The sequence below is a fragment of the Agarivorans sp. OAG1 genome (genome assembly GCF_037076485.1).
Classification (GTDB): Bacteria; Pseudomonadota; Gammaproteobacteria; order Enterobacterales; family Celerinatantimonadaceae; genus Agarivorans; species Agarivorans albus.
Map to the genome: position 1 here is coordinate 2528236 of NZ_AP028990.1, position 15678 is coordinate 2543913.

Annotated in this window: 16 protein-coding genes; 6 read left to right on the top strand and 10 right to left on the bottom strand. The window is 43.4% G+C overall.

Going from position 1 to position 15678, the window contains the following annotated elements; genetic code table 11:
* Position 1: 1 nt before the first annotated feature.
* A complete protein-coding gene (locus OAG1_RS11540; protein WP_338621384.1) occupies positions 2–763 on the bottom strand; it encodes a copper homeostasis protein CutC in 762 nt (253 codons plus the stop codon).
* Positions 764–1054: 291 nt separating this feature from the next.
* On the opposite strand from OAG1_RS11540, the gene OAG1_RS11545 reads away from it, so the two are divergent.
* Positions 1055–2017, top strand: a complete 963-nt coding sequence (locus OAG1_RS11545; RefSeq protein ID WP_016403046.1) for a TAXI family TRAP transporter solute-binding subunit — start codon at positions 1055–1057, stop codon at positions 2015–2017.
* Here OAG1_RS11545 and OAG1_RS11550 read toward each other — a convergent pair.
* Both OAG1_RS11550 and OAG1_RS11555 read right to left on the bottom strand, forming a co-directional pair.
* Positions 2014–3450, bottom strand: coding sequence for a cobyric acid synthase (locus OAG1_RS11550; protein ID WP_338621385.1), 1437 nt, complete (start codon positions 3448–3450; stop codon positions 2014–2016). The two genes, OAG1_RS11545 and OAG1_RS11550, sit on opposite strands and share 4 nt — an antisense overlap.
* Positions 3450–3866 (bottom strand): CBS domain-containing protein, encoded by a 417-nt coding sequence (locus OAG1_RS11555; RefSeq protein WP_338621386.1) that lies wholly within the window; start codon positions 3864–3866, stop codon positions 3450–3452. The genes OAG1_RS11550 and OAG1_RS11555 overlap by 1 nt, the downstream gene beginning before the upstream one ends.
* A gap of 187 nt (positions 3867–4053) precedes the next feature.
* Between OAG1_RS11555 and OAG1_RS11560 the strand changes: the two genes are divergently transcribed.
* Complete coding sequence (locus OAG1_RS11560) at positions 4054–4683, top strand: MBL fold metallo-hydrolase (RefSeq protein ID WP_221077025.1); 630 nt, start codon at positions 4054–4056, stop codon at positions 4681–4683.
* 51 nt (positions 4684–4734) lie between these two features.
* Here OAG1_RS11560 and OAG1_RS11565 read toward each other — a convergent pair whose 3' ends face one another.
* The 4 genes from OAG1_RS11565 to OAG1_RS11580 all read right to left on the bottom strand — a co-directional run bounded on the left by OAG1_RS11565 (position 4735) and on the right by OAG1_RS11580 (position 11004).
* The gene (locus OAG1_RS11565) at positions 4735–5196 is read right to left on the bottom strand and encodes a hypothetical protein (RefSeq protein ID WP_338621387.1); all 462 of its coding nucleotides are present in this window, start codon (positions 5194–5196) and stop codon (positions 4735–4737) included.
* 162 nt (positions 5197–5358) lie between these two features.
* Positions 5359–8514 (bottom strand): efflux RND transporter permease subunit, encoded by a 3156-nt coding sequence (locus tag OAG1_RS11570; protein WP_338621388.1) that lies wholly within the window; start codon positions 8512–8514, stop codon positions 5359–5361.
* Position 8515: 1 nt separating this feature from the next.
* On the bottom strand, positions 8516–9598 hold the full coding sequence (locus tag OAG1_RS11575) for an efflux RND transporter periplasmic adaptor subunit (RefSeq protein WP_338621389.1): 1083 nt from the start codon (positions 9596–9598) through the stop codon (positions 8516–8518).
* A gap of 209 nt (positions 9599–9807) precedes the next feature.
* Positions 9808–11004 (bottom strand): MFS transporter, encoded by a 1197-nt coding sequence (locus OAG1_RS11580; RefSeq protein WP_338621390.1) that lies wholly within the window; start codon positions 11002–11004, stop codon positions 9808–9810.
* Positions 11005–11217: 213 nt separating this feature from the next.
* Between OAG1_RS11580 and OAG1_RS11585 the strand changes: the two genes are divergently transcribed.
* Positions 11218–12108, top strand: a complete 891-nt coding sequence (locus OAG1_RS11585; protein ID WP_338621391.1) for a LysR family transcriptional regulator — start codon at positions 11218–11220, stop codon at positions 12106–12108.
* 71 nt (positions 12109–12179) lie between these two features.
* Complete coding sequence (locus tag OAG1_RS11590) at positions 12180–12569, top strand: carboxymuconolactone decarboxylase family protein (protein ID WP_338621392.1); 390 nt, start codon at positions 12180–12182, stop codon at positions 12567–12569.
* A gap of 6 nt (positions 12570–12575) precedes the next feature.
* On the opposite strand, the gene OAG1_RS11595 is transcribed toward OAG1_RS11590, so the two are convergent.
* Both OAG1_RS11595 and OAG1_RS11600 read right to left on the bottom strand, forming a co-directional pair.
* Positions 12576–13373, bottom strand: coding sequence for a helix-turn-helix domain-containing protein (locus tag OAG1_RS11595; protein WP_338626425.1), 798 nt, complete (start codon positions 13371–13373; stop codon positions 12576–12578).
* Positions 13360–13818, bottom strand: coding sequence for a carboxymuconolactone decarboxylase family protein (locus OAG1_RS11600; protein WP_338621393.1), 459 nt, complete (start codon positions 13816–13818; stop codon positions 13360–13362). The genes OAG1_RS11595 and OAG1_RS11600 overlap by 14 nt, the downstream gene beginning before the upstream one ends.
* Before the next feature lie 184 nt (positions 13819–14002).
* Here OAG1_RS11600 and OAG1_RS11605 point away from each other — a divergent pair, with 184 nt between their 5' ends.
* Complete coding sequence (locus OAG1_RS11605) at positions 14003–14170, top strand: hypothetical protein (RefSeq protein ID WP_016403059.1); 168 nt, start codon at positions 14003–14005, stop codon at positions 14168–14170.
* A gap of 1 nt (position 14171) precedes the next feature.
* Positions 14172–14603, top strand: coding sequence for a hypothetical protein (locus tag OAG1_RS11610; protein ID WP_338621394.1), 432 nt, complete (start codon positions 14172–14174; stop codon positions 14601–14603).
* Between the two features lie 6 nt (positions 14604–14609).
* Here OAG1_RS11610 and OAG1_RS11615 read toward each other — a convergent pair whose 3' ends face one another.
* Positions 14610–14939 carry a hypothetical protein gene (locus OAG1_RS11615; protein WP_338621395.1) on the bottom strand — a complete coding sequence of 110 codons (330 nt, stop codon included), beginning with the start codon at positions 14937–14939 and terminating at the stop codon, positions 14610–14612.
* Between the last annotated feature and the right edge of the window lie 739 nt (positions 14940–15678).

Consider the following 15678-nt stretch of genomic DNA (forward strand, 5'->3'; position numbering starts at 1 on the left):
ATTAATTACGCTCTAGAGCTAAGGCCATGGAGCTCACTTCTCGTTGAGAAACTTGGGCGCGTTGTAGTTCTAATTGTGGATCCTTATCAGCAGCCATTGCTAAAGCATAACGAGTATCAAACTGGCTTAACAAAGGCTCCGAGGCGGCACTATGAAAATGCTTTATTCCCTGCATTTTTAGCATAGCTAAGTTGTGAGCACGAACGCCCCCAGCCACTATCCATTCGATATTTTGATGTTGTTGCTGTAAGGCTATTAGCAATGATAATCCCTGCTCGATGTAATTCTGTTGTCCTGAGCTCAACACCCTATTTATGCCTAATTCGCTAAGATGCGTTGCTGCAACGGTAGGATTAGCTGTGCAATCAAAAGCGCGATGAAAAGTGCTAGATAGATTGGTAGAAGCTGCAATAAGTCGCTTGCAGGCATCAAGATCAACAGTAGCTTGGTGAGTTAACGCACCAAACACCACGCCGTTAAACCCTAACTGTTTAACTAGCTTAATGTCTTCGACCATATGTTGTAGTTCACTGTGGCTATAACAAAAGTCTCCACCCCGTGGGCGAATCATTACCACAATGTCAATTTTTGGCAGATATTGGCGGGCTTGCAGCAGTGCGCCGTAACTCGGTGTAGTACCTCCATCACGCTGTCCTGCACATAACTCTATGCGCGTAGCACCACCTTTGATGGCACTAATAATGTCATTTTCACTATAACAACAAATTTCCAGCGTATAACCAGAAGGGTCTGAAGAAACCAAACAAGTAACCACTTTAAAAAATACTGGCTTGATTATAACGGATTATTGTTTAGCAACGAGTCACTATGCGAAACATAAACGGCGCTTTGTTTAACTAGATCAAAAATAATCAGCCAAAATAACTGTGCTTTTACTCTAAAGCCAGTCACTTTTGCCCCTGAATAGATTAACAATAAGAAAAATCGAAGGTTTTCCAGCTCACAACTTAGTCGCCCAAACAAGCGTTTTACTAAATAACTGTGTATATTGGCTAAGTTATTCTAAGGAAAGAAGACATTTTCGGGTGAAACAATGACACGATTTTCTCTATATTTGTTGACTGCTGCACTAGCGATCAACGCAAACTTGGCGCATAGCAATGAATACTTATTTGTAGGCACTGGCAACGTAAGTGGTGTTTACTACCCAACTGGCAATGCATTATGCCGACTTCTTGAACAAAGCAACGAACACCGAAAATTAAGTTGTACCGCCGAAAGCTCGGGGGGTTCTAGTGATAACATAGAAGCGCTAAAAGCCGGCGACATTGATTTAGCCATTGTTCAATCAGACGTTCATTGGCAAGCCTACCAAGGCGCTGGTGAATTCACTGAACAAGGTGCTTATAGTGAATTACGTTCACTGCTCTCACTCTATTCAGAAGCCTTAACTGTATTGGTTAACGCCGATCTAAATGTTAGCCAAATTGATGAGCTTAAAGGCCATGCTCTAAACCTTGGTCCGGTGGGTTCTGGTCAATATTCCACCATGCAGGTGGTTATGCAGCAGTTAAACTGGCAAGAGTCCGACTTCTCTAAAATTACCAACCTTAAACCAGACGAACAAAGTCGTGCTCTTTGTGGGAAGAAAACCGATGCCATTATTTATGTTGTTGGCCACCCAAATACTTCGATAACCCGTGCTACCACTATGTGTGAGTCGAACTTATTAAGTTTGTCGAAAAAGACTATTATGGCGCTGGCAGAAAAGTACGAATACTTCTCCCCAGTAACCATTAAAGGTGGAACCTACCACGGAAACCCAAACGATGTATCGTCAATTGGCGTAAGTGCAACGCTAGTGGCCGATAAACAACTCTCGGAGCAAACGGTTTATAACTTTGTTGCAGCGATATTTGAAAACTTGAATACCCTGCGCTCTCTGCACCCCGCTCTTTCAGAGCTGAACGTAGAGCAAATGATCAATACCAACCTAAGCGCTCCACTTCACCCTGGCGCGCTACGTTATTATCGTGAACAAGGTTGGGTAAACTAAGCCTTAGTTATCCCAGCATGCTCCGATATCTGGCTAAGTGGCAAGTCCAACTTGTCACATAGCCTATCTAATTCATTGTCTACTACCTGATTCCAATCTTCGCATTGCCCTTGCCAACCAAGGCTTTCTAGCCAGTCTTGGCACACCTTTCTATTAGTAAATAAATCATGCAGATAAGAGCCTTGAACATTATTAAGCTGCCACCCCGTTGCTTGTTCAACAAAGCTATCTAGCTGAACTGAACATTGGGTTTGCCCGTGATGAATTTCATAACAAGCTATTGTTTCGCCGCGGTAACTAATGCTTCGTTGAATCGTCGTTTTTACATATGAATAAACAGTAGTTAGTGGCAGTAAGGATAAACCATCAAACGTTTCACCTTCTACAGAACTAGGATCTAGGTTACGTTCACCTAAAATCTGTAAACCACCACAAATGCCAGTTACCCGAACGCCTTGTTTAGCCGCCTTAATAATTTGCTTGTCTAAACCTGTTTTGGCTAAATGCTTTCGGCTAGCAGCCACGTGTTTAGAACCTGGTAAGATAATGGCGTCAAAATGGCCTAGGTCTTGGCTGTCACGCATTGGCACAACATTAACCCCTGCTTGATACACCAAAGGATCAAACTCATCTAAGTTGCTGGCATAAGGGTAAACAATTAAGGCAATGTTCAGACAATTAGGTTGCCAAACGCTTCGGTGAAAAAAGTTATCTTCTTCTGGTAATTGATGCTCAGTCCATGGGATCACTGCCACTATTGGTATGCCGGTTTTTTCTTCTAACCACACATTGGCATCGTGTAATAAAGCCTGTTCACCTCGAAACTTGTTTAGCACAAAACCTTTTACAAGCCGTTGTTCTTCTGCACTTAAACACATCCATGTTCCTAGTAGGTGCGCGTATGCCCCGCCGCGGTCGATATCAGCAATAAGATAAACCGATGCCTTACAATGCAAGGCTACTTCCATATTTACAATATCACTTTTACGCAAATTAACTTCAGCGGGACTTCCAGCCCCTTCAATAACAAGTTGAGAGAAACCCTGTTGCAAGCGAGCCAAGCTAGCGGTAACGGCAGGCCAAAGTACAGATTTTCGTTGGTGCCAATCTTTCGCTAACAGCTCATGGCTTACTTCGCCATTCACCACCACCTGAGCGCCTTTATCGCTATGTGGTTTTAACAACACCGGGTTCATATCTATGCTGGGCGTCTGCTTTGCAGCTATCGCCTGTAGATATTGGGCGCGGCCAATTTCTCCACCTTCTTGAGTCACCGCAGCATTGTTACTCATGTTTTGTGCTTTAAACGGCGCAACGTTGCTACCAAGATTAGTTAAATGGCGACAAACCAGTGCGCATACCAAGGATTTACCCGCATCGCTGGTGCAGCCCATAAACATGATTGGAGATTGGTTCTCGGTAGTGTTTTGCATTAGTTATCGTTGTTCACTAGCAAACAGGCTAATACATCGCGCCACGTCACAAGGCCCAGTAACTTATTGTGCTCATCAATCACCGGCAAACAGCTAATGCCTTTGTCCACTAAGTTACGGCCAGCATCGCTAATGCTGGTATTGGCGTCACAACACAAAGGCTGGCGAGTCATAACATGATGAACTCGCTGGGTTAAGGTATGCACGTCACGTTGGCTTTCAGCTGCTTTTCCCAAATAAGGGCTGAGTGAGGCTAACAAATCTGATTCAGTAAGAACGCCAACCACAGCGTTTTCATCATCGAGTACCACTAGGTGATGAAAACTCACATTATCAAAAATGTCTTTTATATCGAATAGCCGCTGATCCATGCCTACGGTAACAACTCGAGTTTGCATAATATCTTTGATATTCAAGTGATTCTCCAATCTGTTGGGCTTAATTCCATTATAAACATAAGCCACTTTAATTGGTGGCTTAGTTATTACAAACTATAGAAAATTTCATTTACATCCGTACACTAGGGCTATTCATCTTTCGAGCTGATTCTAACCGCGAAAGATAAACAGCCCCTAGGCTTGTAATCAATAAGAGTTAACTAAGATGGCTTACCAAATAATTCCCGTAACTCCATTTCAACAAAATTGCACCCTTATCTGGTGTGATAAAAGCAAACAAGCTGCGATTGTCGATCCAGGCGGCGATCCTCAATTGATTCAAGCAGCAGTAGAGAAAGCTGGTGTTGAAGTCACCAAAATCTTGCTCACCCATGGCCACCTAGACCACGTAGGCGCTAGCAGCATTATTCAGCAGCGCTACCAGGTACCGTTAATTGGTCCACATAAAGATGATGATTTCTGGATCAGCAAAATGGCCATGCAATGCCAAATGTTCGGCTTTCCTGAGGTTGCTAGCTTTACCCCTGACCGATGGTTAGAGCATGGTGATGTGATTGAAGTTGGTGAATTAAAGTTAGAAGTACGCCATTGCCCTGGCCATACGCCTGGTCACGTAGTGTTTGTCGACCACGACAATCAATTGGCTATTGTGGGAGACGTATTGTTTAACGGTTCGATTGGACGAACCGATTTCCCCAAAGGCGATCACCCTACTCTGATCAACGCCATCAAAACTCAGCTTTATACGCTTGATGATGCCTATCAGTTTTTACCCGGACATGGTCCCATGTCGAGCATTGGACACGAAAAAGAATTTAACGGTTACACCCGTTAACTAAAAAGGCACCTAACAAGGTGCCTTTTTTATAACTTAATTTTATTCCGTTTAGCCAAGTATTTTGCTTCTGTCGCGATACAACAAATAAGCGCAACTTAACCACACTCCTATAGCCATAAAGAACAGTGGGTACTCTCTGGGGCATCCATCTTGTAAGCAGCTTAAATCGGTGTAAGGGAATAGCCCAAGCGGGGTAAAAATGTGAAAAAATATCGCGCCAGACATAACCCCTAAGCCAATAAATGCGCCATAGAAACGAGTAGATTTACGCAAAATTAAAATGCTGGCCACTAACTCTGCTAATCCAATCACTGTTTCGCCGTATTGGCCAAACAGATCGCCAATAAGATTAAGCCCTAAACCATCTCGTAACCACTGCCCAACGGTGTCAAATATGTACACGGTAATATCTGCTGGGCTGCCAAACCAACCAGCAAACTTAAAGAACAGAGATTGCAAAAATACAAAGGCGACGTAAATAGATAGAATGAGTGAGATGTGCTTTTTCAAAGCTAACTCCATGATTTAGGATCTTGTTTAAGCGTAGTCGAATTAAGCACCTTAGTGCTTATTCTTGCCAATCAAAGACCTACCTTCACTAGCTTCCATTTCAGCAAAGCCCAACTATTTTTCAATAGTTGGGCAAATATATATAACAGGTTGCAGTTTTAACTAGTCATTGCTTGCTGGGAAAGTAGCAATTAATAACTCAGGCTCTGGTTGTTTTCTGCTAGAAAAGCGCTCGCGTAAAGTTTGGAACAACACAAAAAACGCTGGAACAAACAAACAGCCAAGCACCGTAGCTGCCAGCATTCCACCAAACGACGCCATACCAATTGCTTGCATCGCCGCAGCCCCAGCTGAAGATGCTAGCATTAACGGCACTACGCCTAGTATGAAGGAGAATGCTGTCATCAACACAGCACGAAAACGCAATTTAGCTGCTGCAACGCCCGCTTCTACAATGCTATAACCTTTTTGCTCTCGTAGCTGCTTAGCAAACTCCACAATAAGAATAGCGTTACGGCTTGCCATACCTATAAGCAGCATAATGGCGATTTGCGAGTACAGGTTGATGGTTGTGCCGCTAAGTAACACCGCTGACAAAACACCAAATATTGCAGTGGGTACTGCTAGCAAAATAGCTAATGGCGTTAACCAAGATTCATACTGAGCAACTAAAAACAAGTAAGTGAATAACATGGCAAAAGCAAACGCAATGAGGCTAGCGTTACCTGCTTGCTGTTCTTGTAAGGTTAAACCGGTCCATTCATAGCTAAACCCTGTAGGTAAAACCTCATTAGCAAGCTGTTCCATTGCTGCAATGGCTTGACCTGAGCTGTAACCTGGCATGGTAATACCATTAATTGTGGTGCTGCCTGATACGTTATAGCGAACCAAAGAACTAGGATTAAGCACCGTACGAACCGAAACCAAGTTGCTTAATCGCACCATCTCGCCTTGGCTAGAACGAACATAAAGATTCGATAAATCATCGATTTGTTGTCTAGAGTCTGCTTCAGCCTGCAGCATTACTCGGTAGTTTCTTCCGCCTTTTGTAAAGTCATTAATGTAACTTCCGCCATATTGCACATTAAGGGTATTTACTATGTCACCAAAGGCAACACCCATCGCAGCAGCCCGCTCTTCGTTAATGTCGAGGTACAAGTTAGGCATACTGATGCTAAAAGTAGAAAAGGCCGAGGCAATCTCTTCACGCTGATTAGCTTTGTCGAGTAGCTGTTCGAGTACCTCAGCAGTTTTTTCTGGCCCCTTGCCCATTTCATCTTTAAGCACAAATTCAAAACCATTTACCATACCTAGGGCAGGAATGGCCGGTAAGCCAAATGCAAAACCCACACCTTCCGGTAAAGCATCAATGGCAGCTTGTACTCGTGCAATAACCTGATCTTGATGTTGTTGCTTATCTGATCGCTGGTCCCAGTGTTTTAGACTAAACACCAACAAAGCAGAATTTGAGTTACTCGACTCGTTTAATAAGTTGTAACCAGCGGCAGAAAACGCCATCTCAATATCGGGATCATCTGCTAACGACTCCACCAACAATTTTGTCATGTCGCGCGTGCGATTAAGCGCAGCCCCTTCCGGTAAATCAACCACCGCAAAAAAGGTTCCTTGGTCTTCATCGGGTAAGAAGCCACCGGGTAAACTAGCACCTAAATAAGCGCTAGCCCCCAAAAACACCGAGAACAACAACACCGCAATACCCACTCGGCGACACAACACTGCTACGCCTTTGCCAAACAATTCGGTAAAACGTTCAAAACCGCGGTTAAATGCTTGAAAGAAACGGTTTGGTTTAAGATCGCGATTCATTAGCATCACGCATAGTGCTGGCGTTAAGGTCATCGCAACCAAGGTGGAAATAACTACAGAGACTGAAATGGCGATGCCAAATTCAGCATAAATAATCCCCACCATGCCAGGCATTACAAGCGTTGGGCCAAACACCGCTAACAGCACAGCAGCTGCGGCAATACATGGACCAATCACTTCTTTCATGGCTATTTCTACGCACTCTTTAACCGGTTTAGTGGTTTCGTGCAGCAGGCGCTCCACGTTTTCAATCACCACGATGGCGGCGTCAACCACCACACCAATGGCTAACACTAAACCAAATAAGCTAATGGTATTAATGGTTGAACCAAATGCTTTCATCACTGCAAACGTTGCTATAAGGGAAACAGGAATGGCAATCGCAGGAATCAATGTAGCTTGCCAAGTTTGCAAGAATAAATAGGTCACCAAGGTCACTAGGATTAATGCAATTACCAGTGTTTCTTGTACGTTGTAGATGGAAACATCGATAAATTCGGTAGCATCATAAGGCAAGGAAAACACCATGCCATTTGGCAAACTTTGCTCAAGTTTAGCCATTGCGGCTCGCACATCTTCGGCTACTTGCATGGCGTTGGCAGTTGGATCTTGGTAGATCATCATAGCAACCGACTCTTGGTTGTTTAGATAGGTATCGACCAAATACTTTTGCGCGCCCAGCTCAATACGAGCAACATCTTTTAAGCGTACTAAAGTGCCATCGGGATAGGCTTTAACTCGAATGTTACCAAAGGCCTGCTCGTTGGCTAATCGACCTCGAACTTGCACAGTGTATTGCCAATCATTATTTCCGGTTACCGGCTCTGCGCCTACACTGCCCGCGCCACGCACGGCATTTTGGTCGGCAATAGCAGCAGAAATATCATTAACAGTTAAATCTAAAGCCTGTAAACGCTCTGGCTCAAGCCATACTCGCATGGCATATTCTTTTTCACCTAGGGGCGTTACTTTACTTACGCCTTTAATTCTGGATAAAGTTTCTCGCACAATGCCAGTTAAGTAGTAGCTTAACTCTAAGGTGTCGTGAGCACCGGTCTGAGAGTTTAGGCTTGCAATCATTAGCATCGAAGGGCTCAGCTTTTCTACATAAATACCACTGCGCTTAACCTCATCGGGTAGTAAGGGCTGAGCAGCATTTACCCGATTTTGTACCAAGGTAGCCGCTCTGTCTGCGTCAAAACCAGTCTCAAAGGTTACGTTTAAATTGTATGAACCGTCATTGGAAGAAGTTGATTTCATGTAAATCATTCCTTCAACCCCGTTTACTTCTTTCTCTATTACCGAAGCAACGGTATCGTTCACTACACTAGAGTTAGCGCCGTTGTATTGGGTGAATACGTTGATCATAGGCGGTGCAACATCGGGATACTGCCCTACCGGCATAGTGTAAGCCGCTAAGGCGCCTAACACGCTCATGATCACCGATAGAACGATGGCGGTTTTAGGGCGCGAAATAAAGAACTTAACCATACTAACCTCGCTGTCTTACTAAGCTGCCATCACTTAGCTTTTGCTGGCCTCTAGAGACCACAACATTGCCATCTTCTAAGCCCGTTAATACTTCAGTTTGATTACCCAACTGAAAGCCCAGTTCTACTGGCTGCAGTTTTGCCTTGCCTCCGCTTACCCTATAAACAGCAGGCCCGTTAGCGGTTTGTACTAATGCTCTGCTGGGGATCACAATCGCTTGTTTCATTTCACGCAATACCACTTCAACAAATTGGCCAACAAATACACTGTCGTCATTGGCAAATTTAAAGCCTACTGCTAGTGCGCCAGTAGCTGGGTTAATTTGATTGTCGATAAAATCAAGCTCACCAGCTAATGGGTATTTGCTGCCATCTAAAAATCTCGCCAACACTTCAAACTGGGAGCTACCATCGCGGTATTGCTGAATAGCTTTTAGAACTGTTTTCTCATCAATACTCACAGTGACTTTAAAGTTACTGTCATCAACGATAGAGGCTAACACTTGGCCTACCCCAACCGTATCGCCAGGGCTAAATTGAGTTTGGCTAATACGCCCAGATCGCGTAGCTTTAATCTCGGTTCTGCTTAACAAAAGCTCTGCATCGTCGACTTGCTTTGCAATGGCTTTAAGGCTGGCTTGATTAACCAAAAACTTGGTTTCTATATCTTCTAGTTCTTGCTTGGAAATGGCATCGCCTAGTTGCTTAGCGCGTTGTAGGCTTTTAAGTGCTGAATTGTATTTGGCGGAAACGTTAACCAAATTAGCTTGCAAGCTGGCTAGGTTAAGCTCAAATTCCAGAGGGTCTAGACTAAATAGTAATTGGCCTTGCTCGACAAAATCCCCTGCTTGAAAGTGCTTATCAAGTAAGGTTGATGTAACTCTGGATATCACCCTCACTTCTTCATTTGCTAATACTGTGGTTGTGTACACTTCTTCAAAGGTAAGTTGCTGTTGAGCAGCGTTGGCGAGATCTACGGCAACGGTAGCAGTGGTTTGACTTGGCTTAGCGTCTGATGTGTTAGATGTTTCGCAAGCACTGATAAACACACTGGCCAATAACAAACTAACTAGTCTTATTTTCATGTTTTGCCCTTATTTGTTGTTTTGTCCTTAGCGTTTTTGCAATTGGTTAGTCATCCTTGTTTGCTTATGGTAAACCGCTATCGTTAACAACTAGAATTAGCACCTATCAGTTTTGCTTAAAGCTTTTTCCCTAACCATTGGCCAGTCAATACCACTGGGTGAAATAACAAAAAAAGGAGCCAATAGGCTCCTTAAGATTCAAAAATGGCTTATGCCGCTTGGCAAAGCTCAGATTTAGCAGATTGCTTTTGTTTGTTATCCAAGGCTGCACTTAAACGGGTTAGCAATAAGGCGCCAACAACAATCAATGCTCCAGCCCAAGGAGTATGTTCTACCCCAACATTGGCAACTATCATTCCGCCGCCCCAAGCGCCTATAGCAATGCCGACGTTAAACGCAGCAATGTTTAAACCTGAGGCTACATCCACTGCGTTGGGCGTATATTGCTCGGCTAACTTCACCACATAAACCTGTAAGCCCGGCACATTGCCAAAGGCAAAAGCCCCCCACACTAGAATGGTTAATACAGCTGTAATAGGGTTAACCGCGGTAAAGTTGAATACCAACAGTACCGAGGCTAAACCTAAGAATATCCAGCTTAGTGCTTTAGTTGGGCCTAAACGGTCAGCCATTTTTCCACCCCAGATGTTGCCAAAGGCGACCGACACGCCATACACCAACATAATCAAGCTAATAGCGCTGGCGTTAAATCCACTTACGTCCTGCAAGATAGACGCTAAAAAGGTAAACGCAGTAAACGAACCACCGTAACCTATAGCGGTTATTGCATATACCAACAACAATCGAGGCTCTGTTAATACTTTAACTTGCTCTGATATTTTAGTGGCAGGCGCTTGCTTCAAATTACTAGGCACCAAAAAAGCACTGCCAATAAGTGCAATTAAGCCCAAAATCGCTACTACCAAAAATGTGGTTTCCCAACCAAAATGTTGGCCAATGTAGGTACCCAAAGGCACACCAGTAACAAGCGCTACCGTTAGTCCGGTAAACATAATGGCTATAGCGCTAGCAGCTTTTTCTTTTGCTACTAAACCCGTTGCGATGGTCGAACCTATAGAAAAGAACACGCCATGGGCTAAACCTGTAAGAATTCGCGCACCCACTAGGATTTCATAACTCGGAGCCTGCCAAGCTAATAAATTGCCCGCGACAAATAAACTCATCACCGCAAGCAGCACTTGTTTGCGTGGCCACTTGCCAGTTAATGCGGTTAACACTGGGGCACCAACCGCAACACCTAAGGCATACAAGCTCACTAACAATCCAGCAGAAGGTAAAGAAACCGCTAAGTCCTGGGCCATAGTAGGAATTAACCCCACTATCACAAACTCGGTGGTTCCAATGGCAAAGGCACTTAAAGTAAGTGCAAATAAAGCTAAAGGCATAACAGTAATCTCTCGTCATCGATTAGGTTGTTGCGCTGTGCAACAGTTGATGGCAAGCATTATTAGTTAATTAACTTTTGTCAGAAATGGCAGTATCAACAAAATACTTTTGTAGAAAATGTAAGTGATAAAGCGATAAATTTAAGAAAACTTTTGTAATAAACACTAGTATTAAGCATTCACTTTTGTTGATTTCTTCACAAAGAGTTGCTGATGTTTAACCTAAAAAATCGTTCTGATGATCTTGAAATTTTGTTGGCTGTAGTTGATAGCGGAGGCTTCTCAGCTGCCGCAGATGCCTTGGATATACAAGTTGCTAAGGTATCTAGAGCGGTTAGCAAAATAGAAAAGCAACTAGGCATTACTATTCTTAACCGAACCACCAGACGGGTGGTACAAACCGACGAAGGCCGCCAGTTTATAGAAGCAGTACGTGTAGGTTTAAGCCAAATTCAACAAGCTGAAGAAGATATTATTAGTAAGGGTGAATTGCCTCAAGGTAGGCTCCGAGTTGATGCGGCAAGCCCGTTTGTAATTCATCAACTCGTTCCACTAATAAATGATTTTAAACTCGCCTTCCCCAATATAGAACTAGAGCTAAATACCAACGACGGCTTTGTAGACTTACTGGAGAAGAAAACCGATTTGGCGATCCGCATAGGCACATTAGCTGACTCCACCCTGCATGCTCGCCCCATCGGCGTGAGTAATTTGTATATCGTCGCCTCTCCAGCTTATCTCGAAAAACGCGGCGCGCCCCTGCACGTTGCGCAATTACACGAACATGAGTTAATCGGCTTTAGCGGAGCTAAGGTGCTAAACCATTGGCCATTAAAAGGGTTTAAATCGATGAAGCCTGCTATTACTGCTAGTAGTGGAGAAACCATTCGCCAACTAGCATTAAGTGGCAACGGCATTGCGTGTTTGTCGGGATTTATGGTTAAACACGATATCGAACAAGGAACGCTAGTGAGTTTGTTCCCGGCCTTGTTGGTGGAAGAAACTAATCAGCGACAAATTAATGCTGTGTACTACCGCTCATCTAAAGTTGCTCGGCGTATCACCGCGTTCATTGATTTTATTAAACCTCGGTTAAACTTGTAAGCTGCAGCTTGACTTGGAGCTAGCTCCAAGGTCTAGGCTTGTGACTTAGCCTTAGATTAATGGAGTGGTCAATGGAACAAACAAGATACCAACGTGGCTTTGATAAGCTAAGCGAAATAGACGGCGAAGCAGGCCACAATGTGATCAATAGCCTCGCCAGTATTTGCCCAGATCTGGCCAAATTCATCATAGAGTTTCCCTTTGGCGACATATACAGCCGTGAGGATCTCGACCTTAAATCACGAGAGATAGCAACGGTATCAGCACTAACCGCAATGGGCAATTGTGCCCCCCAACTGGCGGTACATATCCATGGCGCCCTTAATGTAGGCTGTAGCCCAAAAGAGGTGACTGAAGTAATTTTACAAATGGCAGTATATGCTGGGTTTCCAGCTGCTATTAACGGCATGTTAGTCGCTAAACAAGTATTTGAAGAACGTGGGGTCATTGCGCCTGAATAAGCATTTTTATAACAGTTTTAGATACTGTTTTGGAGTGATTTTGCCAATGGTTTTACACTCTCGTGTCATATGTGCTTGATCGGAAAAGCCCTGATTAACAGCAAGCGCAGCCAGCTCTATATCTGGCTGCGTTTTTAGGGCCATAAAAGTATTTTTTACTCTAATGGTTCGCTGCCATTGTTTGGGCGTCATGCCAGTTAACGCTTTAAACTGGCGTTCTAGTTGCCGCTGGCTAAGCGCTAATTCATCAGACACCAAACCTATCTCTTGAGCATGTTCTACCAACTCAATAGCGTCTTTAAATAATTGTGGTGGGCAACTATGTATGCCGAGGTGCTGTTGTAACCACTTATACATTAATACTATCCGTGCGTTATGCCCGCTAGTTGTCACTAAGCTTTGATGTAGTAGCTGCAATTTTTTCAGCAATGAAGCGTCGATATCCTCGGCGTCACGTCTTACCAATTTGCCAAAGAACCCAACACTTACACCAGGATTAAAGCGAAAACCCGCTAGCTGGGTATCCGCTGACAAGGTGATGCTTCGCGCAGTGGTGTTCACTGGCAGCACAATCACCCCAGAAGAATAAGACTTATCTTCAAGCCTTATTGGTGGGCCTAAGTTAAACAGCACCCCGCTACAGCCGTCGGCATGTAGCCAACGGGTAAACGGTGCTCGCTGCTGCGCCTCAACTGAAGCAGACCACAGGCCTTGTATGGCTTGAGCTAACTGTCCTTTGGGCTTAAATAAACTAAACAGAAACTGTTGCTCAAGCTGGTGAATAATTTGCTTAGCTGGGTTTATAACTGCCTACCTCAGGTTTGAAGGTGATTGCAATTCTATTCCAACTGTTGATGGCATTAATTGCAATGCTTAAATCCACCAACGCCTTTGCGCCAAAAGCGTCTAGCGCTTTTTGGTAAAGCTCATCGTCTAAGCCTGTACATGCCGTTAAGCGTTCGGCGCATTCTAAAGCCAGCCGTTCATTTACCGAGTAATACGGGGCTTCTCGCCATGCACATAAGCTAATTAAACGCTGCCAACTTTCGCCTGCACTCTCGGCATCTTTACTATGCATATCAATACAAAATGCGCATTGGTTAATTTGTGATACCCGCAACTTAACCAGCTCTAATAGCTTCATGCCAAGCGCCTGCTGGTCAGCAAACTGGCTTTTTAGATACTCTTCTTGCTCGAATAAAATCTGCATAGCCTTTGGTGCTTCTGCAAAGTAATTAACTTTAGTCATGCTTAACCTCCCTTCAATAATGAAAAGCCAGCTTAATTGAACCTTGCTTACAATTATTGAAGATTTTCGACATCACATAACCGTATTACATTTGCTATTAGGTAAACTTAAAGGTGCTAATTGGCTATATTTTAGTCTTCACCGCAAAATTGTCTCATTACCTATTAGCAGCGAGACAATCACCATGAAAACCTATAAAACAGCCTTACTATCTGCGTTTATTTGTACCTTAATGCTTAGCCAAACTGCTAGTGCACATATCGTAGAAATCGACATCTACAAAGATGGTATTGAATATGAGTGCCTACAAGATACCGATACAGGCAAAATCTTTAACTGCGAGCGTGATTAAGATGAACAGATATCAATTAGCCATTATTGGCCTGCTAGTATCTAGCAGCGCTTTTGCCAACATTGAAAACTTAGCTGAACATTGGCAAGTAGCTAGCAACAACAACGCCGCTGTATTAAGCCAAGATCAAGGTTACATCGCAGAGTTTAGTTTCGCTGATGGCGGCGTCATTATATCTAGCACCATTAATGGCAGTTGCACCAGCACCCAACAGCAACATCATGTGGCCGGTAAATTGGTCACTTTTGAGTTAAAGCAACACAATAAGCACTGTTCATTAATCCCTAAAAAGATTAAAGATAAAGCGATTGTTAACTCCTCGTTTAACCGCTTAAAAACAGTGAGCTTTAACAATGCTAGCTTTACCACTAAAGGCTTCCATGATGCGTTAATCCAAGCTGAAAAAATCCGCTTCACTGGCAAAAATAGTTAAACAGAGCTAATCGCAAACCTGCTCGAGCAACTGCATTTTAACTACCTTAAATTCCGGTAAATAGGACTGCATGTTTTGCTCTGGACTGGGTGGTAAAACGTAGCCCTGAACAACTACTGGGTTTCGGTACCCTTCGAGCTGGTATTGGCCTTGTACATCAGCACTAGACCACATCCAAAACAGTTCACCTTGGCAGCTTTCGAACAAAGAAGTTTCGAAGCCGTATATCCAGTACCCCTGCATCGTTTGATTAGGGTATTGCGCAGTGCGATTTGAGCAAGAAAATAGGCTTACCAAGAGAAACGTGGCCAAAACCACTCGAAATACAATAGTCACTCTACTTCTCTCCTTTTTCTCTACCTTACACCTATGCAGTGTCGCCGCTGCATAGTTTAAATCATTAACAAGCTTGTTGATAAGCCTTTAAAAACATTGGTTAAATATCAAACTCTCCATGCAAACCAACTGCATATTTTTAAATGAATCAACAATGGCAGGCAGTATAAATATCGAACAACAAAATCATTCAGCCATTAGTGGATACACTGTTAATTTTATCGCTACCACTATCAATAAGATGCATTTAAATAATATGAAACAATGAGTTAAAAGAAAGACAAATCCGACCAGTATAGCGCACGACTTTTAGTTAAATCCTGCCATGAAACAACAGCAGTACAATTTTTGAACTGCCGCACAAATCACCAAAGCAAGTATTTATTCATCCTCTCGAAATAAATATTGATCAACCAATTGTGATCAACCTCTAAAATTTGGATAACCAATAATGCTATTTATTTGCCTATCAACCCAATTATTGGTCAACCTATTGGCGTTATTTAGGGAAACCAATTAACCACAAGGAGGACGGTATTTCTTGAATCGCTTAACCAAGGGAGTGGCAACAAGTGGTCAGTATCAAAAATAGCGCAATCATATTATTTAAGCTCAACAGCTTAAGTACTTGGCTGCTATCAAGTACTACCAAGTAAACCACTTCATTCGTTTAAGCACAGAACAACTTATTAAGGTAACCAAAATTGGTATACCAAATTTTGAGCATATCGCGTTTAGA